At 71.0% G+C, this 24,825-nt stretch carries 25 protein-coding genes; 9 read left to right on the top strand and 16 right to left on the bottom strand.

Features of this window, described 5'->3' with window-relative positions; genetic code table 11:
- Window positions 1–88 precede the first annotated feature (88 nt).
- The 7 genes from ACWCO8_RS03010 to helR all read left to right on the top strand — a co-directional run bounded on the left by ACWCO8_RS03010 (window position 89) and on the right by helR (window position 8,842).
- Window positions 89–1,018 carry a carbohydrate ABC transporter permease gene (locus ACWCO8_RS03010; RefSeq protein WP_451030631.1) on the top strand — a complete coding sequence of 310 codons (930 nt, stop codon included), beginning with the start codon at window positions 89–91 and terminating at the stop codon, window positions 1,016–1,018.
- Window positions 1,015–1,857 (top strand): carbohydrate ABC transporter permease, encoded by an 843-nt coding sequence (locus ACWCO8_RS03005; protein WP_451030630.1) that lies wholly within the window; start codon window positions 1,015–1,017, stop codon window positions 1,855–1,857. Before ACWCO8_RS03010 ends, ACWCO8_RS03005 begins: the two co-directional genes overlap by 4 nt.
- Window positions 1,857–3,152, top strand: a complete 1,296-nt coding sequence (locus ACWCO8_RS03000) for an ABC transporter substrate-binding protein (protein WP_451030629.1) — start codon at window positions 1,857–1,859, stop codon at window positions 3,150–3,152. The genes ACWCO8_RS03005 and ACWCO8_RS03000 overlap by 1 nt, the downstream gene beginning before the upstream one ends.
- A 76-nt stretch (window positions 3,153–3,228) precedes the next feature.
- Window positions 3,229–4,440, top strand: coding sequence for a macrolide-inactivating glycosyltransferase (gene mgt / locus ACWCO8_RS02995; protein WP_451030628.1), 1,212 nt, complete (start codon window positions 3,229–3,231; stop codon window positions 4,438–4,440).
- Window positions 4,441–4,663: 223 nt separating this feature from the next.
- Window positions 4,664–5,872: a S8 family serine peptidase gene (locus tag ACWCO8_RS02990; RefSeq protein ID WP_451030627.1), complete on the top strand. Its 1,209-nt coding sequence runs from the start codon at window positions 4,664–4,666 to the stop codon at window positions 5,870–5,872.
- A 71-nt stretch (window positions 5,873–5,943) separates the two neighbouring features.
- Window positions 5,944–6,498 carry a DUF1697 domain-containing protein gene (locus ACWCO8_RS02985; protein ID WP_362017025.1) on the top strand — a complete coding sequence of 185 codons (555 nt, stop codon included), beginning with the start codon at window positions 5,944–5,946 and terminating at the stop codon, window positions 6,496–6,498.
- A 181-nt stretch (window positions 6,499–6,679) separates the two neighbouring features.
- On the top strand, window positions 6,680–8,842 hold the full coding sequence (gene helR / locus ACWCO8_RS02980) for an RNA polymerase recycling motor ATPase HelR (RefSeq protein WP_451030626.1): 2,163 nt from the start codon (window positions 6,680–6,682) through the stop codon (window positions 8,840–8,842).
- On the opposite strand, the gene ACWCO8_RS02975 is transcribed toward helR, so the two are convergent.
- Complete coding sequence (locus ACWCO8_RS02975) at window positions 8,839–9,690, bottom strand: aldo/keto reductase (protein ID WP_451030625.1); 852 nt, start codon at window positions 9,688–9,690, stop codon at window positions 8,839–8,841. The genes helR and ACWCO8_RS02975 overlap by 4 nt on opposite strands.
- A 75-nt stretch (window positions 9,691–9,765) precedes the next feature.
- Between ACWCO8_RS02975 and ACWCO8_RS02970 the strand changes: the two genes are divergently transcribed.
- Window positions 9,766–10,338, top strand: coding sequence for a TIGR03086 family metal-binding protein (locus tag ACWCO8_RS02970; protein WP_451030624.1), 573 nt, complete (start codon window positions 9,766–9,768; stop codon window positions 10,336–10,338).
- Window positions 10,339–10,351: 13 nt separating this feature from the next.
- Here the strand turns inward: ACWCO8_RS02970 and ACWCO8_RS02965 are convergent, their stop codons facing one another.
- Window positions 10,352–10,891 (bottom strand): hypothetical protein, encoded by a 540-nt coding sequence (locus ACWCO8_RS02965; RefSeq protein WP_451030623.1) that lies wholly within the window; start codon window positions 10,889–10,891, stop codon window positions 10,352–10,354.
- Window positions 10,892–11,001: 110 nt separating this feature from the next.
- Here ACWCO8_RS02965 and ACWCO8_RS02960 point away from each other — a divergent pair, with 110 nt between their 5' ends.
- Window positions 11,002–12,141: a hypothetical protein gene (locus ACWCO8_RS02960; protein ID WP_451030622.1), complete on the top strand. Its 1,140-nt coding sequence runs from the start codon at window positions 11,002–11,004 to the stop codon at window positions 12,139–12,141.
- A gap of 12 nt (window positions 12,142–12,153) precedes the next feature.
- Here ACWCO8_RS02960 and ACWCO8_RS02955 read toward each other — a convergent pair whose 3' ends face one another.
- The 14 genes from ACWCO8_RS02955 to ACWCO8_RS02890 form a co-directional block, all read right to left on the bottom strand.
- Window positions 12,154–12,624, bottom strand: coding sequence for a flavodoxin family protein (locus ACWCO8_RS02955; RefSeq protein WP_451030621.1), 471 nt, complete (start codon window positions 12,622–12,624; stop codon window positions 12,154–12,156).
- A 262-nt stretch (window positions 12,625–12,886) separates the two neighbouring features.
- Window positions 12,887–13,765, bottom strand: coding sequence for a sirohydrochlorin chelatase (locus ACWCO8_RS02950; RefSeq protein WP_451030620.1), 879 nt, complete (start codon window positions 13,763–13,765; stop codon window positions 12,887–12,889).
- 10 nt (window positions 13,766–13,775) lie between these two features.
- Window positions 13,776–14,669: an ABC transporter permease gene (locus tag ACWCO8_RS02945; RefSeq protein ID WP_362017041.1), complete on the bottom strand. Its 894-nt coding sequence runs from the start codon at window positions 14,667–14,669 to the stop codon at window positions 13,776–13,778.
- A complete protein-coding gene (locus tag ACWCO8_RS02940; RefSeq protein ID WP_451030619.1) occupies window positions 14,656–15,450 on the bottom strand; it encodes an ABC transporter ATP-binding protein in 795 nt (264 codons plus the stop codon). The genes ACWCO8_RS02945 and ACWCO8_RS02940 overlap by 14 nt, the downstream gene beginning before the upstream one ends.
- A gap of 24 nt (window positions 15,451–15,474) precedes the next feature.
- Window positions 15,475–16,581: an aliphatic sulfonate ABC transporter substrate-binding protein gene (locus ACWCO8_RS02935; RefSeq protein WP_451030618.1), complete on the bottom strand. Its 1,107-nt coding sequence runs from the start codon at window positions 16,579–16,581 to the stop codon at window positions 15,475–15,477.
- A 202-nt stretch (window positions 16,582–16,783) separates the two neighbouring features.
- Window positions 16,784–18,148 carry a sulfate adenylyltransferase subunit 1 gene (locus tag ACWCO8_RS02930; RefSeq protein WP_451030617.1) on the bottom strand — a complete coding sequence of 455 codons (1,365 nt, stop codon included), beginning with the start codon at window positions 18,146–18,148 and terminating at the stop codon, window positions 16,784–16,786.
- Entirely contained in the window at window positions 18,148–19,083 is a 936-nt protein-coding gene (gene cysD / locus ACWCO8_RS02925; protein ID WP_362017049.1) for a sulfate adenylyltransferase subunit CysD, read from the bottom strand. The genes ACWCO8_RS02930 and cysD overlap by 1 nt, the downstream gene beginning before the upstream one ends.
- The gene (cysC, locus tag ACWCO8_RS02920) at window positions 19,080–19,664 is read right to left on the bottom strand and encodes an adenylyl-sulfate kinase (protein WP_451030616.1); all 585 of its coding nucleotides are present in this window, start codon (window positions 19,662–19,664) and stop codon (window positions 19,080–19,082) included. Before cysC ends, cysD begins: the two co-directional genes overlap by 4 nt.
- On the bottom strand, window positions 19,646–20,365 hold the full coding sequence (locus ACWCO8_RS02915) for a phosphoadenylyl-sulfate reductase (protein ID WP_451030615.1): 720 nt from the start codon (window positions 20,363–20,365) through the stop codon (window positions 19,646–19,648). The genes cysC and ACWCO8_RS02915 overlap by 19 nt, the downstream gene beginning before the upstream one ends.
- Window positions 20,362–20,541: a hypothetical protein gene (locus tag ACWCO8_RS02910; RefSeq protein ID WP_451030614.1), complete on the bottom strand. Its 180-nt coding sequence runs from the start codon at window positions 20,539–20,541 to the stop codon at window positions 20,362–20,364. Before ACWCO8_RS02910 ends, ACWCO8_RS02915 begins: the two co-directional genes overlap by 4 nt.
- On the bottom strand, window positions 20,538–22,235 hold the full coding sequence (locus ACWCO8_RS02905; RefSeq protein WP_451030613.1) for a nitrite/sulfite reductase: 1,698 nt from the start codon (window positions 22,233–22,235) through the stop codon (window positions 20,538–20,540). The genes ACWCO8_RS02910 and ACWCO8_RS02905 overlap by 4 nt, the downstream gene beginning before the upstream one ends.
- Before the next feature lie 126 nt (window positions 22,236–22,361).
- A complete protein-coding gene (locus tag ACWCO8_RS02900; protein WP_352077884.1) occupies window positions 22,362–22,445 on the bottom strand; it encodes a putative leader peptide in 84 nt (27 codons plus the stop codon).
- A 163-nt stretch (window positions 22,446–22,608) separates the two neighbouring features.
- A complete protein-coding gene (locus ACWCO8_RS02895; RefSeq protein ID WP_362017059.1) occupies window positions 22,609–23,178 on the bottom strand; it encodes a GNAT family N-acetyltransferase in 570 nt (189 codons plus the stop codon).
- 149 nt (window positions 23,179–23,327) lie between these two features.
- On the bottom strand, window positions 23,328–24,650 hold the full coding sequence (locus ACWCO8_RS02890) for a GAF domain-containing protein (RefSeq protein WP_451030612.1): 1,323 nt from the start codon (window positions 24,648–24,650) through the stop codon (window positions 23,328–23,330).
- Window positions 24,651–24,825 lie beyond the last annotated feature (175 nt).

The raw sequence follows: 24,825 nt of genomic DNA, 5'->3' as shown, positions 1-24,825 counted from the left end.
GTTGCCTTGACGAACCGACGGCCCGTCAGGACCATGACGGAGGCCGAGTCGCATTCGCAAAAGGCGCATAAGGGGTCGATCTGTGGGAGTGGCGACCGCAACGAAGCGGTCCGGCGGGGCGACGGCCGCCGGCCGGAGACCCGGTCCGGTGCGGGACCACGGCGCCTGGTTCCTGGTGCTGCCCGCCCTCATCCCCATCCTGGTCCTGAGCGTCGGCCCCCTCCTCTACGGCATCGCGCTCGCCTTCACCGACTCCCAGTCCGGCCGCACCCAGCCCACTCAGTGGGTCGGCACCCTCAACTTCCAGGACCTGCTGCACGACACCCTCTTCTGGGACTCCTTCCGGATCGGCCTGCTCTGGGCCGTCGGCGTCACCGTGCCCCAGTTCCTCCTCGCCCTCGGCCTCGCGCTGCTGCTGAACGAGAAGCTCCGCTTCCGCTGGCTGGCCCGGGCGCTCGCGATCATCCCGTGGGCCATGCCCGAGGTCGTCGTCGGCATCATGTGGCGCCTCGTCTACAACCCGGACGCGGGCATCCTCAACGAGACCATCCGCGACCTGGGCCTGGGTGACGGACGGGACTGGCTCACCGGGCTCGCCACCGCCCTGCCCGCCGTGATCGTCGTCGGGATCTGGGCCGGCATGCCCCAGACCACGGTCGCCCTGCTCGCCGGCCTCCAGAACACCCCGCACGAGCTCCACGAGGCCGCCGCCCTCGACGGCGCGGGCGCCTGGCGCCGCTTCCGTACCGTCACCTGGCCCGCCCTCAGACCGGTGGCCCTCGCCATCACGGCCCTGAACTTTATTTGGAACTTCAATTCCTTCGCCCTGGTCTACGTCCTGACCAACGGCGGACCCGGCGGCCGCACCCGGCTGCCGATGCTCTTCGCCTACGAGGAAGCGTTCCGCTACGGCCAGTTCGGCTACGCCGCCGCCATGGGCTGTGTCATGGTCGCCGTCATCTCCGTACTCCTCGCCCTCTATCTCGTCGGACGGCTGAAGGGGGACCAGGACCGGTGAGCACCCTCCGCGTCAGCAGACCCGCACGCATCGGCCAGTACCTCGCGCTCCTCGCCTATCTGGTCTTCCTCGCCTTCCCGTTCCTCTGGCTGATCTCGACCGCCTTCAAACCGGCGACCGAACTCGGCTCGCTCCACCCGACGTGGATCCCGAAGGATCCGACCCTCGCCAACTTCCGGCAGGCCTTCGACGAGCAGCCGCTGCTCCAGGCCGCGGGGAACAGCCTGATCGCGGCGCTCGCGGCCGCCCTGATCGCCGTCGTCATCGCCACGCCCATGGCCTATGTGATGGCCCGCCACCGCAGCCGGCTCTCCACCGCCGCCACCGGCTGGGTCGTGATCAGCCAGGCGTTCCCCTTCGTGCTCGTGATCATCCCGCTCTTCCTCGTCCTCAAGAACCTGCACCTGATCAACAGCCTCTTCGGCCTCGTCCTGGTCTACGTCGTCTGGTCGCTGCCGTTCGCGCTCTGGATGCTGGTGGGGTACGTACGGGCCGTCCCGGCCGAACTGGAGGAGGCCGCGGCCGTCGACGGCGCCGGGAGGCTCCGTACGCTCGTCTCGGTCACCGCCCCGCTGCTCGCCCCCGGCATCGTCGCCACGGCGCTCTTCGCCTTCATCACCGCGTGGAACGAGTTCTTCTTCGCGCTCGTCCTGCTCAAGACCCCGGAGAAGCAGACCTTGCCGGTCGTCCTCACCCACTTCCTCGGCGCGGAGGGCGTCGCCGACCTCGGTCCGCTGGCCGCCGCCGCGTTCCTGGCCACGATCCCCTCGCTGGTCATCTTCGCGATCATCCAGAAGCGCATCACGGGCGGCATGCTGGCCGGGGCGGTGAAGTCCTGATGCGGGTACGGACGTTCGCGGCGGCCGCCGCCGCGCTCGCGCTGCTCCTCACCGGCTGCTCGGCGGGGGACGAACCCGGCGACGGCCCGGTACGGCTCCGCTTCCAGTCCCTGGCCTGGCAGAAGGAGTCCGTCGACGCCAACAAGGAACTGGTCGCCGAGTGGAACGCGGCCCACCCCGACATCCAGGTCGACTACGTCCAGGGCAGTTGGGACTCGGTCCACGACCAGCTCCTCACCTCCTTCGAGGGCGGCGAGGCGCCCGACATCATCCACGACGCCTCCGACGACCTGGCCGACTTCGCCTACGGCGGCTACCTCGCCGATCTGACCGGCCTCCTGCCCGAGCGGCTCAAGGCCGACATCCCGGCGCGCAGCTGGGAGACCACGACCTTCGGCGGCGGGATCTACGGCGTGCCGTTCCTCCAGGAACCGCGCGTGATCATGGCCAACAAGCGGATCCTGGAGTCCTCCGGCGTCCGCCTCCCGACCCCCGAGAAGCCGTGGAGCTGGGCGGAGTTCCGGCAGATCACCGAGGGGCTGACGGAGAAGATGGGGGAGGGGAAGTACGCGATCGCCTGGCCGCTGAAGGAGCCGGTCTCGGTCAGTCTCAACCTCGGGCTCTCGGCCGGCGGGCAGCTCTTCCATCGAGAGGCCGACGGGAAGGTGACGATCCGCTTCACCGACCAGGACGGCGTCGTGCCCGGCACGATCCACGACCAGGTCAACACCGACCACAGCGCCTCGCGCTCCACGCTCGGCAGCGGCGGCTCGGACGCCCTGCCCGGATTCTTCGGCGGCAAGTACGCGATGGTCCCGCTGGGCTTCTCGTACCGCCAGCAGATCACCCAGCAGGCGCCGAAGGGCTTCGAGTGGATCGTGCTGCCCGCGCCCGCGGGGCAGGACGGGCTCGCGCAGGGCGTCAGCCCGCAGACGCTCTCCATTGCCGAGGACAGTCGGTACAAGAAGGAGGCCGCGGCCTTCCTCGACTTCTTCCTCCAGCCGGCCAACATGGTCCGGCTCGCACGCGGCGACTGGATGCTGCCCACCGGCACGGCGGCGCTCGCCGACCCGTCCCTGCACACCGCGAAGGACGGCTGGGCGACCGGCGTCGCCGTCGCCGAACACCTGCGTTCCGCGCCCGCGCAGTCCGTCCGGGGCTATCCCGAGTGGAAGGACAAGGTGGCCACCCCGGCCTACCAGGAGTACTACAGCGGGGCGATCGACGCGGCGGAGCTGCGTAAACGCCTGGAGGAGGACGGCAACCTCGTCCTCGCCCGCTACCAGCGCGACTGACCTGTATCCGACCCCTGGGGGAGTCCTCACTTCATATTGACTGGACGAGACGTCTCGTCTCGCTTAATGTGGGCGCATGACCACCACGCCGCGCCCCGCTCATATCGCCATGTTCTCCATCGCCGCCCACGGACACGTGAACCCGAGCCTCGAAGTGATCCGCGAGCTCGTCGACCGGGGCCACCGCGTCAGTTACGCCATCCCCGCCTCCTTCGCCGAGAAGGTCGCCGCGACCGGCGCCACGCCCGTCGTCTACCGCTCCACGCTCCCCACCGACGACGACCCGGACGCCTGGGGCACCGAACTGATCGACCACGTCGAACCGTTCCTCGCCGACACGATCCAGGCCCTGCCCCAGCTGGCCGAGGCCTTCGACGCGGACCGGCCGGACCTCGTCCTGCACGACATCACCTCCTACCCGGCGCCGGTCCTCGCGCACCGCTGGGGCGTCCCCGCCGTGGGACTCTGGCCGAATCTGGTCCCCTGGGAGGGGTACGAGAGTGAGGTCGCCGCGCCCATGTTCGCGGAACTGAAGGCCTCCGAACGGGGCAAGGCGTACTACACCCGCTTCGAGAACTGGCTCGCCGAGCACGGCGTGGACACCCACCCCGACCGCCTCGTCGCCCGCCCCCGGCGCGCCCTCGCGCTCATCCCGAGCGCCCTCCAGCCGCACGCCGACCGGGTCGACGACTCCGTCTTCACCTTCGTCGGCGCCTGTCAGGGCGAGCGCGCGGACCAGGGGGAGTGGCACCGTCCCAAGGGCGCCGAGAAGGTGCTGCTCGTCTCGATGGGCTCGGCCTTCACCAAGCTGCCCGACTTCTACCGCACCTGCGTGGCCGCCTTCGGCGACCTGCCCGGCTGGCACGTCGTGCTCCAGATCGGCGCCTTCGTCGACCCCGCCGAACTGGGCGAGATTCCGGCCAACGTCGAAGTGCGGTCCTGGGTACCCCAGTTGGCCATCCTGAAGCAGGCCGACGCCTTCATCACCCACGCGGGCGCCGGCGGCAGCCAGGAGGGGCTCGCCACCGCGACCCCGATGGTCGCGGTCCCGCTCGCGACCGACCAGTTCGGCAACGCCGACATGCTCCAGTCCCTCGGTGTGGCCCGTCGGCTCGAGATGGCGGACGTCACCGCCGAGCTGCTGCGCGCCTCCGTGTTCGCACTCCTCGACGACCCCGAAGTGGCCGTCCGGGCCAAGGAGGTCCAGGAGCGGATGGCGCGCGAGGGCGGCACGCGCCGGGCGGCCGATCTGATCGAAGCCGAACTCTTCGAGTCCGAACTCGCTTGATTCCGCACGCAGATGGCCCCCGGGTGAAGCCGGGGGCCATGTTCTGTGCCGGAGTTGGGAGGGATGCGTGACTTTATTATTACGAAGCCTTGTTGCTTAAGTCACAGCTGCATGAAGGTCTTGATTTGCACTCGTCAATGAGCAAGGGTTTTGAAGCAGCCGCCGGAGGGTTTCCTTTCGGAGGCTCAACCCCCCACAAATCCTGGCGAGGAGACCCCTCTTCATGGCAATACACAAGCGTGCCCGCAAGACCAAGCTCATCGTCGCCGTCTCGACCGCGATCGCGGCCGCGGCCGGAGTCACCGTCATCACGAGCCCGTTCGCCGGTGCGGCCCCCACGCCGCCCGCCCTCGGAACCGTGCACGGACTCGGCGTCGAAGGTGCCGTCGCAGGCAGCTACATCGTTCTGCTGGACGAGAAGGCCGACAAGGGTGAGCTGGCGAAGGAGTACGGCGGCACCCTGCGCCGCAGCTACGACTCCGCGGTCAACGGCTTCTCGGTGAACGACCTTTCGGAGACGGACGCCAAGCGTCTCGCCGCCGACCCGGCCGTCGCCAAGGTCGTCCAGAACAAGAAGTTCTCCATCAACGCGACCCAGGAGAACCCGCCGTCCTGGGGCCTCGACCGGGTCGACCAGGCCGAGACCGCGGGCGACAAGAAGTACACCTACCCGGACAACGGCGGCGAGGGCGTCACGGCCTACGTCATCGACACCGGAGTCCGCACCACGCACAAGGACTTCGAGGGCCGCGCCGCCTCCGGCTTCGACGCCATCGACAACGACGACGACGCCTCGGACGGCAACGGCCACGGCACCCACGTCGCGGGCACCATCGCCGGCGCCTCGCACGGTGTCGCCAAGAAGGCGAAGATCGTCGCCGTCCGCGTCCTCGACGACAACGGCTCCGGCACCACCGAGCAGGTCGTCGCGGGCATCGACTGGGTCACCAAGAACCACCAGGGCCCGTCCGTCGCCAACATGAGCCTGGGCGGGGGCGCCGACCCGGCCCTCGACGAGGCCGTCAAGAAGGCCATCGCCTCCGGTGTCACCTTCGGTGTCGCCGCCGGCAACGAGTCCTCCGACGCCGGCGAGGGCTCCCCCTCCCGCGTCCAGGAGGCGATCACCGTCGCCTCCTCGACCGAGGACGACCAGCAGTCCAGCTTCTCCAACTTCGGCTCCGTGGTGGACCTCTACGCCCCGGGCTCGGAGATCACCTCGACGTGGAACGACAGCGACGAGGGCACCAAGACCATCTCCGGTACGTCCATGGCCACCCCGCACGTGGTCGGCGCCGCCGCCGTCTACCTCGCGGCGCACCAGGACGCCACGCCGGACCAGGTCGCCGAGGCGCTGGTCACCGGCGCCACCCCGGACAAGATCAGCAACCCGACCGGGGGCACCGCCAACAAGCTGCTCAAGATCGTCGAGTAGCCGCACCCCGCTGAACCGGCGGCCGCCGTGCCCTCCCCCACGGGGCACGGCGGCCGTCTTATGGTGTGCCCATGACGACGACGTACGCCGCGCTGCTGCGCGGGATCAACGTGGGCGGGCACCGCAAAGTCCCCATGGCGGAACTCCGTTCCGTACTGGAAGAGCTCGGGCACCGGGACGTCCGGACGTATCTGCAGAGCGGCAACGCCGTCTTCACCACCGACGCCGACGGCGCGAGCACGGACGAGCTGACCACCGCGCTCCAGGACGCCATCGAGAAGCGCTTCGGCTTCCGCGTCGACTGCCTCGTCCGGGACGCCGCCTATCTCGCGGCCGTCGCCGACAGCTGCCCGTTCCCGGCCGCCGAGCTGGAGGGCAAGCAGCTCCACGTCACGTACTTCTCCGAGCCGGTCGGCCCCGAGCGGATCGCTTCGATCGACCAGAAGGCCTTCCTGCCCGAGGAGTTCAGGCTCGGCGACCGCGTGCTCTACCTCTACGCGCCCGACGGCCTCGGCCGCTCGAAACTGGCAGAGGCGCTCTCGAAGCCGGCCCTGGTGAAGGGCATCGTGGCGACGACACGCAACTGGAACACCGTGATGAAGCTGGTGGAGATGACCCGGGACTGAACCGCTTCGGGTCTCGCGGAGGGTTTCTCGGAGTCTCTCGGAGGTCTCTCGTAGAGGGGCAAGAAGGCGTACCCACTCCTTGCCACTTTTAACTTATAGCGCATGGGGGGCCTTGCGGCAAGGCCCCGGTGATGCCGCACAATCTCAGGCCTTGGCCCGATTCCGTGGCAGAACCGAGGAGATGAATCCCCTGACCACCAGCGCGTTCGACCTTTCCGACCGACTGTCCTCCAAGGCCGCCCCGGCCCTGATCGCCGGCGACGAGCAGCACTTCGCGGCCGTCGCGGACTGCCTCGACCGGACGATCGCCGAGCTGTCCGAGCAGCTCGACGCCGCGCGCAAGGCGCCCGGCGGCGCCGGCCGCGAGGCCCTGGAGCGGGACACGGAGATCCACCGCCTCACCGCCCGCCTGCGCACCCTGCGCCGGTTCGGCCTTGACCTGTGCCTCGGGCACGTCGTCCTCGCCGACAGCCCCGAGCCCGTGTACATCGGCCGCCTCGGCCTCACCGACAGCACGGGCCGCCGGCTGCTGCTCGACTGGCGTTCCCCGGCCGCCGAGCCGTTCTTCGCTGCGACCCACGCCCATCCGATGGGCCTGGCCAGCCGTCGCCGGTACCGCTGGACCCGCGGCCGGATCACCGACTACTGGGACGAGGTGTTCACCGCCGACGGCCGCGAGGGCCACGCGGCGCTCGACGACCACTCCGCGTTCATCGCCAGCCTCGGCGGCGAGCGCTCGTCCCGGATGCGTGACGTGCTCGCCACCATCCAGTCCGACCAGGACGCCATCATCCGGGCCGGTTCCAAGGGCGCCCTCGTCGTCGACGGCGGCCCCGGCACCGGCAAGACCGTCGTGGCGCTGCACCGCTCCGCGTACCTGCTCTACTCCGACCCGCGGCTCGGCCACCGCCGCGGCGGCGTGCTCTTCGTCGGCCCGCACCAGCCCTACCTGAACTACGTCGAGGACGTCCTGCCCAGCCTCGGCGAGGAGGGCGTACGGACCTGCACCCTGCGCGACCTGCTCCCCGAGGGGCCCGGCGCGGCGGCCGAGACCGACCACGAGGTGGCGCGCCTGAAGTCCTCCGCCGACATGGTGCGGGCGATCGAGAAGGCCGTCCGCTTCTACGAGGAACCGCCCACCCAGGGCATGACCGTCACCACCCCGTGGTCCGAGGTCCGGCTGACCGCCGACGACTGGGCCGAGGCGTTCCGGGCGCCCGGGCCGAGCACCCCGCACAACGAGGCCCGCGAGGAGATCTGGGAGGAACTCGTCACGATCCTGCTGGACAAGCACAGCGGCGACGTCCCCTCCGAGCAGCAGTTCCGGAAGTCGCTGCTCCACGACGAGGAACTGATCGAGACCCTCGACCGCGCGTGGCCGATGATCGACGCGGCCGACCTCGTCGGCGACCTCTGGTCGGTCCCCGCCTACCTGCGGATGTGCGCGCCCTGGCTCGGCCCCGACGACGTACGGACACTTCTGCGCAAGCACGCCCCGCAGGCCTGGACGGTCTCCGACCTGCCCCTCCTGGACGCGGCACGGCAGCGGCTCGGCGACCCGAAGGCGTCCCAGCGCAAGCGCCGGCACGAGGCGTCCGTGGCCGCCGAGCGCGAGCGCATGGCCGGTGTCATCGAGAACGTCATCGCGGCCGACGCCGACGGCGAGGGCGCGGTGACGATGCTGCGCGGGCGGGACCTCCAAGACAGCCTGATCGACGAGGACGCGCTGCCCGGCACGGAGCGCGCGCTGCTCGACGGCCCGTTCGCGCACGTCGTCGTCGACGAGGCGCAGGAGCTGACCGACGCCGAGTGGCAGATGCTGCTGCTCCGCTGCCCGTCCCGGAGCTTCACCATCGTCGGCGACCGGGCCCAGGCCCGGGACGGGTTCACCGAGTCGTGGGAGGAGCGGCTCAAGCGGATCGGGCTCGACCGGGTCGAGGTGGCCTCGCTCTCCATCAACTACCGGACGCCGGAAGAGGTCATGGCGGAGGCCGCGCCGGCCATCCTGGCCGCGATCCCGGACGCCAACGTGCCGACCTCCATCCGCGCCAACGGCATCCCCGTCCTCCACGGCTCCGTCGCGGACCGGGACGCGATCCTCGACGGCTGGCTGGCCGACCACGCCGACGGCGTCGCCTGCGTCATCGGCGACCCCACCTTCGAGGAGACCGCCCGCGTGCGGTCGCTCACGCCCAGCCTCGCGAAGGGCCTGGAGTTCGACCTGGTCGTGGTCGTCGACCCGGAGGCCTTCGGCGAGGGCGTCGAGGGCGCGGTCGACCGCTATGTCGCGATGACCCGGGCGACGCAGCGGCTGGTGGTGCTGAAGAGCCAGGGCAGGAGCTAGGAGCTCAGTGCGTCCAGGAGGGAGACGTCGGAGGCGTCGAGGCGCAGCTCCGCCGCGCCCAGGTTCTCCTCCAGGTGCGTGAGGGAGCCGGTGCCGGGGGTGGGCAGCAGGACGGGGGAGTGGTGGAGCAGCCAGGCCAGGGCGACCTGGCCCCGGCCCGCCCCGTGCCGCGCCGCCACCGCGTCGAGGGTGTCCGCCGCGCTGTCGGTCAGGGCGCCGTTGGCCAGCGGGAACCACGGCAGGAAGGCCAGGTCGTGCGCTGCGCAGAGCGCCAGGACCTCCGCCGACTGCCGGTCGAGCAGGTTGAAGCGGTTCTGCACGGACACGATCGAGGACGTCAGGCGCAGCGCCTCCGTGAGCTGCGCGGCGGTGACCGAGTCCAGGCCGACGTACCGGATCTTCCCCTCGGCGCGCAGCTCGTCCAGCGTGCCGAGCTGCTCCGCCATCGGGACCTCCGGGTCGAGGCGGTGGAGCTGGTAGAGGTCGATGCGGTCGGTCCCCAGCCGCCGCAGGCTCGCCTCGCACATCGCGCGCAACCGCTCCGGCCGCCCCTCGATGTGCCAGGCGCTGTCGCTCGTCCGTACGACCCCGCCCTTCGTGGCGATCACCAGGCCGTCCCGGTACGGGTGGAGGGCCTCGGCGACCAGTTCCTCGGCGAGGTCGGGGCCGTAGTTGTCGGCCGTGTCGATCAGGGTGACCCCGCGCTCCACGGCCCGCCGCAGGACGGCGACGGCGTCCGCCCGTTCACCGCGAGGCCCCCAGTAGCCCGGGCCGGTCAGTTGGGCGGTGCCGTAGCCGAGCCGTCGTACGGGAAGCCTGCCGCCGATCGAAAAGGTGTCCGGGATCATGGGTGGACGCTACATCAATCGCCCTGTCGCGATTCTTCAAGACCGGTTACCAGGGCGCTCCGTAGCGTCGGCCGTATGAACGCCATCCACACCCATCTCACCGTCTGCGCCGCCGAGGCCGCCCGGGTCGCCCGCGGTGTCACCACGGAGCAGCTCGCCCAGCCGTCCGTCGCCACCGACTGGACGGTGCGCGAACTCGTCAACCACCTCGTCCTCTACTCCGCCCACGGCCTGGAGCGCCGTGCCCTGCGCGAGCAGCTCCCCGAGGCCACCGTCCAGCGGGACTTCACCGCCGACGCCGACTGGGCGGAGCGGTACGCGGCCCAGTTGGACCGGGCGCTCGCCGCCTGGGAGAAGCCGGACGTCTGGGAGGGCGACGTGGACACCGGCTACGCCACCATGCCCGCCCCCGTGATCGCCTCGCTGATCGTCAAGGAACTCGCCCTGCACGGCTGGGACCTGGCCCGCTCCACCGGTCAACGCCTCACGCTCCCCGACGGGACGGGGACGTTCGTCCTCGCGGTCGTCGAGGAGCACGCCGAGGTCTACCGCCAGTACGACGGCTTCGCCGCCCCCGTCGAAGTACCGGAGAACGCGTCCGACTTCGAGCGGGCGCTCGCCGCCAGCGGCCGCGACCCGCGCGCCTGAGAGTGCCCGAGCGTCAGGGGGTGTACGTGACGACGGCCCGCGCCGGGTTCGGGAAGCGGTCGGGGGTGACCGGTGAGCGCTCGACCTCGACCTCGACCGAGCCGTTCCCGTAGAACCAGACGGGGCCGTACAGGGGGGAGCCGCACACCCCGTGGGGCAGCTCGGGTTCGCCTGCACCGAGCGCGTACTTGGGGTCGTCCCGCTCGTCGATGAGCGGTTCGCCCGGAGTGAGCAGGCCGGCGCGGACGAGGTACTCCGGAATCTCCTTGCTCAGGAAGGAGACATGGGCGCGGCCCTTGCGGACGGTGTAGTGGACCTCGGAGGCGTCGGCGGGCAGGGGGACGCCGACGGGGGCGATCGTCGCGGGCAGCGCCGCTTCGCTCCCTTCGCAGGCGCGGCCGTCGCCGAACGGGCTGAACAACGCGTCCTGGAACAGCCAGACGAGACCGCCGACGGGGACCGCGACCACGAGCGCGACGATCGCCCACCGCACCGACCTGCGCCGGGGCGTGGGGCGTTCCGTGTCCGCTTCGTCTTCGTGGTACGTCGTCATGATCCCGGAGCCTAGGCGACGGGGACGGCGTGACATGTACGTGATCGGCACGCCGTAGCCTCCTTGTGATCAGGTGCACCACGTGCACGGGGGCCAACACGGGGCGGGACATGACATACCGGAGAGCGGCGATACCGGCACTGGTGGGAGGACTTCTGCTCCTCGCGCTGCTGTGGTGGGCGGGGGCGAGTACGCAGGCGCTGCATCTGCAGGGCACCACGAGCGCGATCGGTGGCCGGACCGCCGCCGAGCTGGAGCACTGGCTGGTTCCGTGGGCGTACGACCCGCCGGCCTCGTACCGCCTCGGTGCCGAGGTGTCCGGCGGGATCGGCGACACCGCCTCGGTCGACAACAGCCGCTACCTCTCGCTCTACACCACCGGGATGCAGATCCGGTTCGCGGCGGTCTTCGCCTTCTTCGTGCCCGGGGCGCTGCTGCTGCTCCGTAGGCTGCCGCCGGTGCGGGGCCGGACGCCGGCGACGCTGCTCGGGGTGTGGGCCTGGGGCGTGGTGGCCGGAACGCTGGCGGTGGCGGTCTCCGCGCCGTGGGCCATCGCGGCGAACGGGCGCGGCAGTTACCGCTTCCTGCCGCACCTGGCGAGCGTGATCTCCTCGGGGCGCCAGGTGCTCGTGGTGACCGGGCTGGTGGTGGCGGCCGTGACGGTGCTCGTCGCGCGGGTCGCGGTCAAGGGCGCGGATCCGCTGCCTCGGCAGCAGGTCGCGGCGCGCGCCGCCCGCCTGTCGGCCACGGTCGGGACGGCCGTCGTGGCCCTGTCCCTGGTGGTCCTCTCGTACGAGCGGGTCGCCGCGCAGATCCAGATGATCTCGCCGGACGGCGGGCTGTTCGCAGAGCCGGGCGATCTGCTGCGCCAGTGGCTGCTGCTCGGCGGGTGGTCGGGCCCGGCCGGCGGCTCGGTCGGCGACTGGCTCCTCTACCGCGCGGGTGACGTGCTGCTGCTCGTGCTGGTGTGGTGGGCGCTTCGCTGCCTCCCCGGCCTCCTCACCCGGGTCACGCTCCCGGCCATGGCGATCGGCACCGTCTGCGCGACGGTCCTCGGCCTGCTCGCGAGCCAGCTGCTCGGCATGGCGACGAACCGGACCGGCATGCGCTGGGGCCTGATCCAGCTCTCCGCCGCCCTCGGCAACGGCGTCCCGGCGGCCCTGACGGTCGGTCTGACGGCGGGGCTCGCGGCGACGATCACGCTACGGGTGGCAGGTCACCGTGCCACGGAGAGCGCCGCGGAGCGGTGATGCCGCGCCCCCTCAGGGGCGCGAGGCTCGCCCGGCCCGCAGCCGCTCGGCGAACGCCCGCGCGGCGTCCAGGTCACCGGCGTTCGGCCGCTGCTTGTTGATGCCGCCGACGAGCTTGAAGGGAGCCCAGGTGTCGAACGCCCGGCACGAGAAGCTCCCGGCCGGCTCGAAGCCCTTGCCTTCGAGGAGCCGGACCAGGGGGCGGGTGAAAGGCGCCGGCGGCAGCTCCGGGAGCCCGCTGGTGGCGAACACGAACGCCCGTCCCCGCCCGGCGGGAAGCGCCTTGACGAAGTCGGTCAGGTCCGGGTGGAGCTTGCTGTAGAAGACGCCGGAGCCGAACCCGACCAGGTCGGCCGCGGCCAGCTCCGCCGGGTCGGCCTGTTCGGGGGAGACGACCTTCGCGCCCAACACCTGGGCGATGCTGTCGGCGACTCGACGCGTATTGCCGTGCGACACGGAGACGCACACGATGACTGCCTTCATCTCACGATCCCTTCCCTCGCTCCTGCAGAGAAGACACCGGACCGGCGGCGGACGTGACAACTCCGCGCGTGTGAGGGCGGTCACAGCAGTCGGACCGGATCCAGGGACGAAGCCCCGGCGCACCGGACGAACCGCGAGAACATCAGACTTGGCCCATGGACGCAGGACTCGCCGCGCTGCCGGGCGCCGCCGTCGGTTCCGCCGCCACACTCACGGCCGCGATCGTCAACGGCCGTGCTCAGACGCGGTCCCAGCACGCCCCCTAGGCGACGGCCGCGCGTTCCGTCGTACGGGACTGGTCGTAGCGCCGGATCAGCAGCCGGGCCAGTTCCTCCGAGGCGCCGAGGACGTCCGCCAGGACGTCGGCCTCGGCCGCGCCCGCCGCGATGCGGTCCGGGAGTCGGCCGGGGGCGATGACGTAGGGGGCCACCGCCACCCGGCGCACGCCGTCGGCGCGCATCGCCCGGACCGCGTCCTCGGTCCTCGGGAGAGATGCGGAGGCGAACGCAGGCCGCACGGAGCACCAACCGGTGCGCCGCAGCTCCCGCGCCGTTTCTGCGATCGCTGCGATCGCCTCCGGGTCTGTGGAGCCCGCCGAGGCCAGAACGACCCCCGTCGAGCGCTTCATCTCGTCGACCGCCCGACGCCACGCGGCAGTTCCTGCCGGGGGTCCGGGGGTTGTCCCCCGGGCGGGAACAGTTGCGATCGCTGCGATCGCCTCCGGGTCTGTGGAGCCCGCCGAGGCCAGGACGACCCCGGTCGCGCTCTCTTCGGCGGGCGTCAGGCCCGCCTCGTACAGGCGTCGTTCCACCGCCGCGAGCAGCAGCGGGGACGGGCCGAGGACCTCCGCCTGGCGGATCCGCAGGGTCGGCGGGGCCTCGCGGAGGACCGCCGGGATGTCGGCCTTCGCGTGGAAGGCGCGGGTCAGGAGCAGGGGCAGGGCCACCACGTCCCGTACGCCCTCTGCCGCGAGACGGTCGAGGGTGCCCGGGACGGACGGCAGGTTGAAGTCCAGGAACGCCGTCTCCACCCGCAGCCCCGGCCGCAGCGACCGGACGCGCCGCACCAGGGCATGCACGGTCGCGGCGTGCCGCGGATCGCGGCTGCCGTGGGCGACGACGAGGAGGACGGGAGCGCTCATGGTCAGCTCTTCACTTCACCAGCAGACCGCGGCCGCGCAGCACCGCGCGCTCCAGCGGGCTGAAGATCAGCAGGTCGATGGCGACACCCACAAGCAGGATCAGGATGATCGCGAGGAAGATGCCCGGCATGTCGAAGTTGTTGCGGCCGTTCTCCAGGAGCTGGCCGAGGCCGAGCCCCAGGTCAGGCGAGGACGCGATGATCTCCGCCGCCATCAGGGACCGCCAGGAGAACGCCCAGCCCTGCTTCAGGCCCGCGAGGTAGCCGGGCAGCGCGGCCGGCATCACGATGTGCCAGGCGCCCTTCAGGCCCGTGGCGCCGAGCGTGCGCCCGGCCCGCAGGAAGAGCGGCGGGACCTGGTCGACGCCGGCCACCAGGCCGTTGGCGATCGACGGCACGGCGCCCAGCAGGATCACCGCGTACATCATCGAGTCGTTGAGGCCGATCCACAGCACCGCCGGGGCCACCCAGGCGACCGAAGGCAGCGACTGCAGGCCCGCGAGCACCGGACCGATCGCCGCGCGCACGAACTTCACGCGGGCGACCAGCAGGCCCAGCGGCGTACCGATGGCGAGCGCCATCAGGAAGCCGAGCAGGGCGCGCGACACGCTCGTCCAGAGGACCTCGAGGAGCGTGCCCTCCAGCCACATGGTCTTCAGGCTGTCCCAGACCGCGAGCGGCGCGGGCAGCTTGGACTCGTCGGTGACCTCGAGGTTGACGAGGAGCTGCCAGACCGCGAGGACGAGGACCACGGCGAGGACCGGCGGCAGGACCTTCTTCACCAGGACCTCGCGCACCGGCGTACGGCGCAGCTGCACCGCGTCCAGCGCGTCGAGTCCGGCTTCCAGACCGGCCAGGTCGTCGGCCTTGGCGGCCTTCGTGGTGGTCGTGTCAGTGCTGGCCATGGCGGCGGATCTCCCCACGCAGTTCTTCGGTGATCTCGATGGACAGTTCCGCCACGGCGGCGTCCTCGATGCGGCGCGGCTGCGGAATGTCGATGGTCCACTCCCGGGCGATCCGCCCGGGGCGGGACGAGAGCAGCACCACGCGCTCGGCGAGCCGCACGGCCTCGCGCACGTTGTGGGTCACGAAAAGCACCGAGACGTTCGTCTCGCGCCAGATCCGGGTCAGCTCGTCGTGCAGCACGTCCCGGGTGATGGCGTCGAGCGCCGCGAACGGCTCGTCCATCAGCAGCAGGTCGCTGTCCTGGGCGAGCGCCCGGGCCAGTGCGACGCGCTGGCGCATGCCGCCGGACAGCTCGTGCACCCGCTTGCGGTACGAGCCCGAGAGCCGCACCAGTTCGAGCAGGCGCTCCGCCTCCGGGCGCCGCTCGGACTTCGGCACCCCGCGCAGCCGCAGGGCGAGTTCGATGTTCTTGCCCGCGGTCAGCCACGGGAAGAGGGCGTGCTCCTGGAACATCAGGGCCGGCCGGCCGCCGGGGGTCTCGATGGACCCGGCGGAGGGCCGGTCGAGCCCGGCGACCAGGTTCAGCAGGGTGGACTTGCCGCAGCCCGAGGCGCCGAGCAGGGTGACGAACTCACCCGGGGCGACGTCGAGCGAGATGTCGTCGAGGACGAGCTGTCCTCCGCCCGGTCCGCCGAAGGACTTCGAGACGTGGTCGAGCCGGGCGGCGTGCGTCACCTGCGCACGGTCCTCGGCCTTGGCGAGCGTCGCGGTCGTTGCCATGGTCGTCACCTCCTGTGGGTTCGGTTACTTGGCGCCGAGGCCGGCGTCGGATGCGGCGGACCTGCCCGCTGCCGTCAGGACCTTGTTGAGGGGCCCCAGGTCGTAGATGCCGTTGAGGTCGGGCTGCTTGAGGAGTCCGGCCTTCACCGCGTGGTCCGCCTGGGCGCGCAGGGTCGCGGCGAGCGGGTCGTCGGTGAACTGGATCGAGGGCCAGGCGGCGTCGATGACCTCGGCGCCCAGCGGCTTGCCCGTGAGCTCCTTGAGCTTGGCGTTGGCCGAGGCCTTGGCCTTGTCCGGGTGGGCGTTGATCCACGCGTTCGTCTTCGACGAACCGCGCAGCACCGCCTCGACGACGTCCGGGTGCTCGGCCAGGAACTTCTGCGACACGATGATGTTCGTGATCACGAACTTCTTGTCCGGCCACAGCGACGCCTCGTCGAGCAGCACCTTCCCGCCCTCGCTGACCAGCTTGGAGGCGGTCGGCTCGGGGACCCAGGCGCCGTCGATGGAGCCGGACTTGTAGGCGTCCGGGGTCACCTTGTTGTCCGTACGCAGGACGGAGACGTCGCCCTTGCCGCTCTGGGCGTCGACCTTCCAGCCCTTCTCCGAAACCCAGTTGAGGAAGGCGACGTCCTGGGTGTTGCCGAGCTGCGGAGTGGCGATCCGCTTGCCCTTCACGTCGTCCAGGGTCTTGATCTTCGCCGGGTTCACGACCAGCTTCACGCCGCCCGACGCCGAACCGCCGACGATACGGAGGTTCTTGCCCTGGGACTTGGTGTAGCCGTTGATCGCGGGGGAGGGGCCGATGAAGCCGATGTCGATCGAGTCGGCGTTCAGGGCCTCGATCTCCGACGGGCCGGCGTTGAAGGTCGAGACCTTCAGCTGCGTCCCGCCCAACTCCTTCTGGAAGATGCCCTCCTGGTCGCCCACGAGCGCCGTCGCGTGCGTCAGGTTCGGGAAGTAGCCGACCCGGACCGTGTCCGCGGACAGCTTCGCGCCCTGGGCGGCCACCTTCTGCTCGTCGCCCTTCGCCTGGGATCCGTACCCGCACGAGGCGAGCGCGCCGATCAGCAGCGGAAGAGCCGCGAGAGCGGCGATCGGGCGGCGCGGAGTGGTGCGGAAGGCAGGCACGGAGGTGGTCCCCTCAGGGTCTTCGAAGGCTTCTTCGGCTATGTCGTTCGTGGTACGGGTGGAGCGGCAGCGCGGCGCGTACGCACCGCATCGGAATCAGCACGCACATCGCGCGACACCCCCGCTGCCCGCGCCGAGGGCGCCGGAACCCACGCGGCCGCCCTCCTTGGCGAAGGTGCCGTAGACGTCGTCGTACGTCATCTCAGAAGTCCCAGCCCTTGTCGTCCGCGGTGTCCGCCGCGTCCGAACCGGCCTTCACGGCCTTGGCGTCGGCGAAGGACTCGCCCGCCATGCCGGCCGCGAGCGTGGTGCCGTCCGCCGGGTCGATCAGCAGGAACGAGCCGGTACGGCGGGAGTCGGCGTACGAGTCGAGCGCGAGCGGCTCGGCCGTACGGACCTTGACCCGGCCGATGTCGTTGGCGACGAGCTGCCCCGGCTCGGGGTGCTGGGAGAGGTCGTCCAGGGTGAGCCGGGACGGGATCTCCTTGACGATCGCCTTGACCGTGCGGGTGGTGTGCTTGAGCAGCACCCGCTGCCCGACCTTCAGCGGCTGGTCCGCCACGTGGCAGACCGTCGCCTCGACGTCCTGGCTGGTCGCCGGGGCGTCACCGCTCGGGGCGAGGAGGTCGCCGCGCGAGATGTCGATGTCGTCGGCGAGCCGGATCGTCACCGACTGCGGGGCCCAGGCGATGTCCACGGACTCGCCGAGCGCGTCGATCGCGGTGATCGTGGACGTCTTCCCCGAGGGCAGCACGGAGACCTGCTCGCCGACCCGGAAGGCACCGGCCGCGATCTGGCCCGCGTAGCCCCGGTAGTCCGGGTGCTCGGCGGTCTGCGGACGGATCACGTACTGCACGGGGAACCGCGCGTGGCAGGCCGTCAGGTCGTGGCTGACCGGGACGGTCTCCAGGTGCTCCAGGACCGTCGGGCCGCCGTACCAGTCCATGTTGGCCGACGGCTCCACCACGTTGTCACCGGCGAGCGCCGAGATCGGGATCGCGGTGATCTCGGGGACGCCCAGCTCGGAGGCGTACGTCGTGAACTCCTCGGCGATCGCCGCGAAGACGGGCTCCGCGTACTCCACGAGGTCCATCTTGTTGACCGCGAGGACCACGTGCGGCACCCGCAGCAGCGCCGCGACGGCCGCGTGCCGGCGGGTCTGCTCGACGACACCGTTGCGCGCGTCGACCAGGACCACGGCCAGTTCGGCGGTCGAGGCGCCGGTGACCATGTTCCGGGTGTACTGCACGTGCCCGGGGGTGTCGGCCAGGATGAAGCGGCGGCGCGGGGTCGCGAAGTAGCGGTACGCCACGTCGATCGTGATGCCCTGCTCCCGCTCGGCCCGCAGGCCGTCGGTCAGCAGCGCCAGGTCCGGCGCCTCCTGGCCGCGCGAACGGGAGGCGTGCTCCACGGCCTCCAGCTGGTCGGCGAGGACCGACTTGGAGTCGTGCAGCAGCCGGCCCACCAGCGTGGACTTGCCGTCGTCGACGGACCCGGCGGTGGCGAAACGCAGCAGGGTGGTGGCGGCCAGCTGCTCGTCGGAGAGCTGCTCGGTGGTGGTGCTCATTAGAAGTACCCTTCGCGCTTGCGGTCTTCCATCGCGGCCTCGGACAGCTTGTCGTCGGCGCGGGTCGCACCCCGCTCGGTGAGCCGGGAGGCGGCGATCTCGGCGATGACGGCGTCCAGCGTGGTGGCGTCGGAGTCGACGGCGCCGGTGCAGGACATGTCGCCGACGGTGCGGTAGCGGATCAGCCGCTTCTCCACCGTCTCGGTGTCCTTCGGGCCGCCCCACTCGCCGGCCGTCAGCCACATGCCGTTGCGGGCGAACACATCGCGCTCGTGGGCGAAGTAGATGTCGGGGAGGTCGATCTTCTCCCGCTGGATGTACTGCCAGACGTCCAGCTCGGTCCAGTTGGAGAGCGGGAAGACCCGGACGTGCTCACCCGGGGCGTGCCGGCCGTTGTACAGCTGCCACAGCTCCGGGCGCTGGCGGCGCGGGTCCCACTGCGAGAACTCGTCGCGCAGCGAGAACACCCGCTCCTTGGCACGGGCCTTCTCCTCGTCGCGCCGCCCGCCGCCGAAGACGGCGTCGAAACGGTGCTGCTGGATCGCCTCGGTCAGCGGCACCGTCTGCAGCGGGTTGCGCGTCCCGTCGGGACGCTCGCGCAGCTTCCCGGCGTCGATGTACTCCTGCACCGAGGCCACGTGAAGGCGCAGCCCGTGCTCGGCGACGACCCGGTCGCGGTACTCGATGACCTCGGGGAAGTTGTGCCCCGTGTCGACGTGCAGCAGCGTGAACGGCACCGGCGCCGGCGCGAACGCTTTCAGCGCCAGGTGCAGCATGACGATGGAGTCCTTGCCGCCGGAGAAGAGGATCACCGGCCGCTCGAACTCCCCCGCCACCTCACGGAAGATGTGGACGGCCTCGGACTCGAGCGAGTCCAGGTGCGACAGCGCGAACGGGCTGTCGGTCTCCTCATGAACATGGGCAACGGTGGTCACGCCAGGCCCCTCTCGGTGAGCAGCGCGTAAAGCTGCGCCGCGGACTCCTGCACGGTCTGGTTCTGGGACTCGATCCGCAGATCGGGGTTGCGCGGCTCGTCGTACGGGTCGTCGACCCCGGTCAGACCGCTGAGCTCGCCCGCGGCCTGCTTGGCGTAGAGCCCCTTCACATCGCGTACGGAGCACACGTCCACCGGGGTCGCGACGTGCACCTCGACGTACGCGGTGCCCTCGGCCTGGTGGCGCTTGCGGACGGCCTCGCGGCTGTCCTCGTACGGGGCGATGACCGGGACCAGGACCTTCACGCCGTTCGAGGCGAGCAGTTCGGCGACGAAGCCGATCCGCTGCACATTGGTGTGCCGGTCCTCGCGGCTGAAGCCGAGGCCCGCGGAGAGGAACTCGCGGATCTCGTCGCCGTCGAGCACCTCGACCCGGTGGCCCTCGCCGCGCAGCGTGCCGGCGAGCTCGTACGCGATGGTGGTCTTGCCGGCGCTGGGCAGGCCCGTGAGCCAGATGGTGGCACCGGTCACGTGATTCTCCTGGGAGGTCTCTGTGGTGGTCATCAGCCGTGCAGCCCGCATTCGGTCTTGCCGCGTCCGGCCCAGCGGCCGGCCCGGGCGTCCTCGCCCTCCGCGACGCGGCGCGTGCACGGCGCGCAGCCGACGGAGGCGTAACCGTCCATGAGGAGCGGGTTGGTGAGGACACCGTGCTGGGCGACGTAGGCGTCGACGTCGTCCTGGGTCCAGCGGGCGATGGGGGAGATCTTGACCTTCCGCCGCTTCTCGTCCCAGCCGACGACCGGGGTGTTGGCCCGGGTCGGGGACTCGTCGCGGCGCAGGCCGGTCGCCCACGCGCGGTACGCGGTGAGCCCGTCCTCCAGCGGCTTGACCTTGCGCAGTGCGCAGCAGAGGTCGGGGTCGCGGTCGTGCAGCCGCTCGCCGTACTCGGCGTCCTGCTCGGCGACCGTCTGACGCGGGGTCAGCGTGATGACGCGGACGTCCATCACGGCGTCGACGGCGTCGCGGGTGCCGATGGTCTCGGGGAAGTGGTAGCCGGTGTCGAGGAAGACGACGTCGACGCCGGGCATGGCCCGGGAGGCGAGGTGGGCGACCACCGCGTCCTCCATGGAGGAGGTGACGCAGAACCGCTTGCCGAAGGTGTCGGCCGCCCACTGGAGGATCTCCAGCGCGGAGGCGTCCTCCAGGTCACGCCCGGCCTGCTCGGCGAGCGCCTTCAGGTCGGTGTCCGGGGTGTCCTCGGTGATGGCCTGAGTCGTCGTCATATCTCTTCCCTTCCAGCTGGGTTGCTCGAAGTGCCCGGGGCGAGGAGCCCCAGGAACTTCAGCTGGAAGGCTCGACTGCATGCCCGGCATTCCCAGGCGCCGTGCCCGTTCTCGTGCGGGAACAGGTCCTCGTCGCCGCAGTACGGGCAGTAGAACGGTGCGGCACGCTCGCTCATGACAGGGCCTCCTCGGAGGCGCGCGCCGCCCAGGTGGCGAAGCGCTCGCCGTCCTCGCGCTGCTCCTGGAAGCGCGTGAGGACCCGCTCGACGTAGTCCGGCAGCTCGGTCGAGGTGACCTTCAGGCCACGGACCTTGCGGCCGAACCCGGCCTCCAGACCGAGGGCGCCGCCCAGGTGGACCTGGTAGCCCTCGACGCGGTTGCCCTCGTCGTCCAGGACCAGCTGGCCCTTGAGACCGATGTCCGCGACCTGGATACGGGCGCAGGCGTTCGGGCAGCCGTTGATGTTGATGGTGATCGGCTCGTCGAACTCGGGGATGCGGCGCTCGAGTTCGTCGATGAGGGAGGCGCCGCGCGCCTTGGTCTCGACGATCGCCAGCTTGCAGAACTCGATGCCCGTGCAGGCCATCGTGCCGCGCCGGAACGGCGAGGGGTTGACCCGCAGGTCCAGGGCCTCCAGGGCGGAGACGATCGACTCGACCTGCGCCTCCTCGACGTCCAGGACGATCATCTTCTGCTCGGCGGTGGTACGGACCCGGCCCGAACCGTGCGCCTCGGCGATCTCCGCGATCTTGGTGAGCGTGGTGCCGTCGACGCGGCCGACGCGCGGGGCGAAGCCGACGTAGAAGCGGCCGTCCTTCTGCTTGTGGACGCCCACGTGGTCGCGCCACTGGCCGGCCGGCTGCTCGGGCGCGGGGCCGTCGGTCAGCTTGCGCTTGAGGTACTCGTCCTCCAGGATCTGGCGGAACTTCTCCGGGCCCCAGTCGGCGACGAGGAACTTCAGCCGGGCGCGGGTGCGCAGCCGGCGGTAGCCGTAGTCGCGGAAGATCGAGATGACGCCGGTGTAGACGTCGGGGACCTCGTCCAGGGAGACCCAGGTGCCCAGGCGGACGCCCAGCTTGGGGTTGGTGGAGAGACCGCCGCCGACCCAGACGTCGAAGCCGGGGCCGTGCTCCGGGTGGTTCACGCCGACGAAGGCGATGTCGTTGATCTCGTGCGCCACGTCGAGCAGCGGCGAACCGGAGACGGCCGACTTGAACTTGCGGGGCAGGTTGGAGAAGTCCTTGTTGCCCACGATCCGGCGGTAGATCTCGTCGATGGCGGGGGTGCCGTCGATGATCTCGTCCTCGGCGATCCCGGCGACCGGCGAGCCGAGGATGACACGCGGGGTGTCACCGCAGGCCTCGGTGGTCGACAGGCCCACGGCCTCGAGCCGGTTCCAGATCTCCGGGACGTCCTCGATCCGGATCCAGTGGTACTGGACGTTCTGCCGGTCGGTGATGTCGGCGGTGCCGCGCGCGAACTCCTGCGAGATCTCGCCGATGACCCGCAGCTGTTCGGTCGTCAGCCGGCCGCCGTCGATGCGGACCCGGAGCATGAAGTACTCCGCGTCCAGCTCCTCCGGCTCCAGGACACCGGTCTTGGTGCCGTCGAGGCCCTCCTTGCGCTGGGTGTACAGACCCCACCAGCGCATGCGGCCCCGAAGGTCGTTGGGGTCGATCGAGTCGAATCCACGCTTGGAGTAGATCGTCTCAATGCGTGTCCGCACATTGAGACCGTCGTCGTCCTTCTTGAACTGCTCATTGCCGTTCAACGGGGTGAAGTGCCCCACGGCCCACTGGCCCTCGCCACGGTGACGGCTCACCTTGCGGCGGAGCGTGGCGGGTGCGGGGTTTTCCGGGGTGGCGGCCATGGCGTTTCGTCCTTCGGGACTGCGGGAGGGCGGCTCTGACCTGCACACTCGTACGTGGGTCAGGGGATGGCGCGACGGTGCGCAGCAGGGTCGGTCTGAAAGGTGCTCGCGGCGGTGCTGGTTCTCTCAGCGCGCCGAACACATGGCGCTGGACATGCGGCCGAGGTCGACGTGCCGCCGACTCACCAAGGCAATTCCAGTTCCAGACATGACGGAAGCGTGTCACGGGACTTTGGACCCAGTCCAGCTTCGTCCGCTATGTGGACAAGAGTGTCTCGCTGTGCGAGATGGTGTGGTGTGGGTCACGTTCGAGGGTCACGCCCGGGCCGCCCTCCCGCGGACCCGGGCCGTCGTGCGGCCTGTTCGGCCGGGCTCAGCCGTGCGCGCCGGGCCAGGGGCCGGGGGTCTCGGACTCCTCGACCTCCTCCACCTTGGTGTCGAAGAGCCGGAAGCCCCGGCGGAGGTAGTTGTCCATCGCGTGCGGCCCGTCCAGCGAGCAGGTGTGCAGCCAGACCCGCCGGGTCGCCTCCCGCTCCGGCCACCGCTCCGCCAGGTCCCAGGCGCGCTGGACACCGTACGAGAGGAGGTGCCCGCCGATCCGGCGGCCCCGGAAGGCGGGGATGAGGCCGAAGTAGACGATCTCCACGACTCCGTCGTCCTGCGGGTCCAGCTCCACGTACCCGGCCGGCGTCCCCTTGTCGTACGCCACCCAGATCTCCGCCCCGGGCTTCTCGACGATCTCCTCCCACTGCTTGTACGTCAGCGACAGCCGGTCGTTCCAGCGGATGTCGCCGCCGACCGCCGTATAGAGGAAGCGGCTGTACTCGGGGGAGGGCACCTCGGCGCGCCGGATCGCGACGTCGTCTCCCTCGGGCGGGGTCGAGGCGCGCAGGTCGGACGGCGCGGTCTGTTCGAGGGACCAGGTGGTGAGAGTGATGCTCATGGGTTCATCGCATCATGCGGAGTACGCGATTCCCAAGGGGCTCCGTCGGTCGGCTGTCCGCATGGTGGACAGCGGTGGGATCGAGGGGGCGGTGCGGGGTCGGCCGGGCCGGTCCAGGTCAGGCCGGTCCGGGGCGGGCCGCCTCCCCTCTACGCCCGGCCCAGCCGCCCCGCCCGTACCGCCGGGGCCGTCGAGTGGGGGAGCAGGTCCACCGGGTCGGCCGGGGTCACGATCTCGACCTCGACCTCCTCGCTGAACCGGTACGGGCGGTGGGCGAGCACGCTCGCCAGGTTCCGGCGGATCCGCGACATCTCCGCGCGGACCGTCACCGTCCTCGTCCGGTCGCCGAACACGTCCTCGGCCAGCTCCGCCGCCGTCCGCCCGTCCCGGTGCCGGGCCAGGACGTACAGCAGCTCGGCGTGGCGCGGGCTCAGCTCCTGGGACCAGCTGCCCGCCGCCCCCGACACCGCCACCGACCAGCGGCGCGGCCGGCTCAGGTCGAGCACCACCCGGCCGGCCGCCTCCGCGCCGCCCGGCGCCGAGGCGTCCGCGCGCTTCTCCTCCTCGATCCGGAGCAGCCAGCCGCCCGGCAGCGGCTCCACCGCGCACATCCCGAGCGACGGCAGCCACACCCGCCCGGCCCGGAACGACTTCGGCAGCGTGATCCGGTCCACCGGGGCGAGCCCGGTGACCGCCGCCGTCCAGCCGTGCGCGTCGACCGCGACCGCGCGCCCGCCCACCCGGCACAGGATCGGCGCGGCCACCGAGCGGAGCCGTTCGATCGACCGCAGATGGCGGTCGCGCATCTCCGCCTCGGCGAGCTGGGCCACCGAGCCGACGAGCGCGAGCGTCGACGGATGGAAGCTGGACGCCGGTCCGCTGACGTCCACGATCCCCAACAGCCGCTGGTCGCGCGGATCGTGCACCGGGGCGGCGGCGCACGTCCAGCTGTGCAGGGTCTGGACGTAGTGCTCGGCCGAGTGGACCTGGACGGCCCGCCGCATCGCGAGCGCCGTTCCCACCGCGTTCGTCCCGGTGGTGTGCTCGGTCCAGGCCGCGCCCTCCTCCAGACAGATGCCGTTGGCCTGCCGCATCACGGAGAGGTTGCCCTCGCGCCAGAGCACCCGGCCCTGCTCGTCGGTGACCACCATGATCTGCATCGAGGCGTCCGCGATCCCGGCGAGCATCGTGCTCAGGGTGCGCATCACCTCGCCGAGGACGGTCGTGCGGCGCCGCTGCTCCAGCTCGTCGCGCTGGAGCAGCACGCTGCTGGTGCCTTGGTCCGGGTCGAGACCGAGCCGGAACATCCGCTGCCAGGAGGCGTCGATGACCGGCCGGGGAGCGATCGGCGGCGTGCGGCCGGCCAGCGTCTCGTCCCGTACCCGGTGCAGCAGCCGGGTCGCCTGGGCGGCGTCCATGGCGGCCAGCCGCTTCATGTCGAGCCGAGTGTTGTTCAGCTGAGTGTTCTTCATCGGTCTCTCCCAGCCACCCTCACTGCCGCGTCGGTGCTGTATCGGTTCTGCCGGACTCCGGAGTCCGGTGCCCATCGTGCCGTCCGGTGCTCGCCGGTAGAGCCCGATTCCGGTAATCCTGCAACCCTTTGCAACTCTGGTAGCAACCGCTCTCGTGCGTGAAGGTGGTGCGAGC

This window comes from Streptomyces sp. NPDC001927, assembly GCF_053594455.1.
Note: the sequence above shows the minus strand (reverse complement) of the source record. Positions and strands in the feature narration are given on the sequence as shown.

Bases quoted from the DNA above. Each gene is read 5' to 3' on its own strand.
- cysC (WP_451030616.1), bottom strand. From the start codon at position 19,664: ATGCGGGCTGCACGGCTGATGACCACCACAGAGACCTCCCAGGAGAAT.
- ACWCO8_RS02975 (WP_451030625.1), bottom strand. From the start codon at position 9,690: ATGATCCCGGACACCTTTTCGATCGGCGGCAGGCTTCCCGTACGACGG.
- ACWCO8_RS02915 (WP_451030615.1), bottom strand. From the start codon at position 20,365: ATGACGACGACTCAGGCCATCACCGAGGACACCCCGGACACCGACCTG.
- ACWCO8_RS02930 (WP_451030617.1), bottom strand. From the start codon at position 18,148: ATGAGCACCACCACCGAGCAGCTCTCCGACGAGCAGCTGGCCGCCACC.
- ACWCO8_RS02985 (WP_362017025.1), top strand. From the start codon at position 5,944: ATGACGACGACGTACGCCGCGCTGCTGCGCGGGATCAACGTGGGCGGG.
- ACWCO8_RS02910 (WP_451030614.1), bottom strand. From the start codon at position 20,541: ATGAGCGAGCGTGCCGCACCGTTCTACTGCCCGTACTGCGGCGACGAG.
- ACWCO8_RS02895 (WP_362017059.1), bottom strand. From the start codon at position 23,178: ATGAGCATCACTCTCACCACCTGGTCCCTCGAACAGACCGCGCCGTCC.
- helR (WP_451030626.1), top strand. From the start codon at position 6,680: ATGAATCCCCTGACCACCAGCGCGTTCGACCTTTCCGACCGACTGTCC.
- ACWCO8_RS03000 (WP_451030629.1), top strand. From the start codon at position 1,857: ATGCGGGTACGGACGTTCGCGGCGGCCGCCGCCGCGCTCGCGCTGCTC.
- ACWCO8_RS02970 (WP_451030624.1), top strand. From the start codon at position 9,766: ATGAACGCCATCCACACCCATCTCACCGTCTGCGCCGCCGAGGCCGCC.
- ACWCO8_RS02900 (WP_352077884.1), bottom strand. From the start codon at position 22,445: ATGTCTGGAACTGGAATTGCCTTGGTGAGTCGGCGGCACGTCGACCTC.
- ACWCO8_RS02950 (WP_451030620.1), bottom strand. From the start codon at position 13,765: ATGAGCGCTCCCGTCCTCCTCGTCGTCGCCCACGGCAGCCGCGATCCG.
- ACWCO8_RS02965 (WP_451030623.1), bottom strand. From the start codon at position 10,891: ATGACGACGTACCACGAAGACGAAGCGGACACGGAACGCCCCACGCCC.
- ACWCO8_RS02940 (WP_451030619.1), bottom strand. From the start codon at position 15,450: ATGGCAACGACCGCGACGCTCGCCAAGGCCGAGGACCGTGCGCAGGTG.
- ACWCO8_RS02955 (WP_451030621.1), bottom strand. From the start codon at position 12,624: ATGAAGGCAGTCATCGTGTGCGTCTCCGTGTCGCACGGCAATACGCGT.
- mgt (WP_451030628.1), top strand. From the start codon at position 3,229: ATGACCACCACGCCGCGCCCCGCTCATATCGCCATGTTCTCCATCGCC.
- ACWCO8_RS02890 (WP_451030612.1), bottom strand. From the start codon at position 24,650: ATGAAGAACACTCAGCTGAACAACACTCGGCTCGACATGAAGCGGCTG.
- ACWCO8_RS02990 (WP_451030627.1), top strand. From the start codon at position 4,664: ATGGCAATACACAAGCGTGCCCGCAAGACCAAGCTCATCGTCGCCGTC.
- ACWCO8_RS02960 (WP_451030622.1), top strand. From the start codon at position 11,002: ATGACATACCGGAGAGCGGCGATACCGGCACTGGTGGGAGGACTTCTG.
- ACWCO8_RS02905 (WP_451030613.1), bottom strand. From the start codon at position 22,235: ATGGCCGCCACCCCGGAAAACCCCGCACCCGCCACGCTCCGCCGCAAG.
- ACWCO8_RS02945 (WP_362017041.1), bottom strand. From the start codon at position 14,669: ATGGCCAGCACTGACACGACCACCACGAAGGCCGCCAAGGCCGACGAC.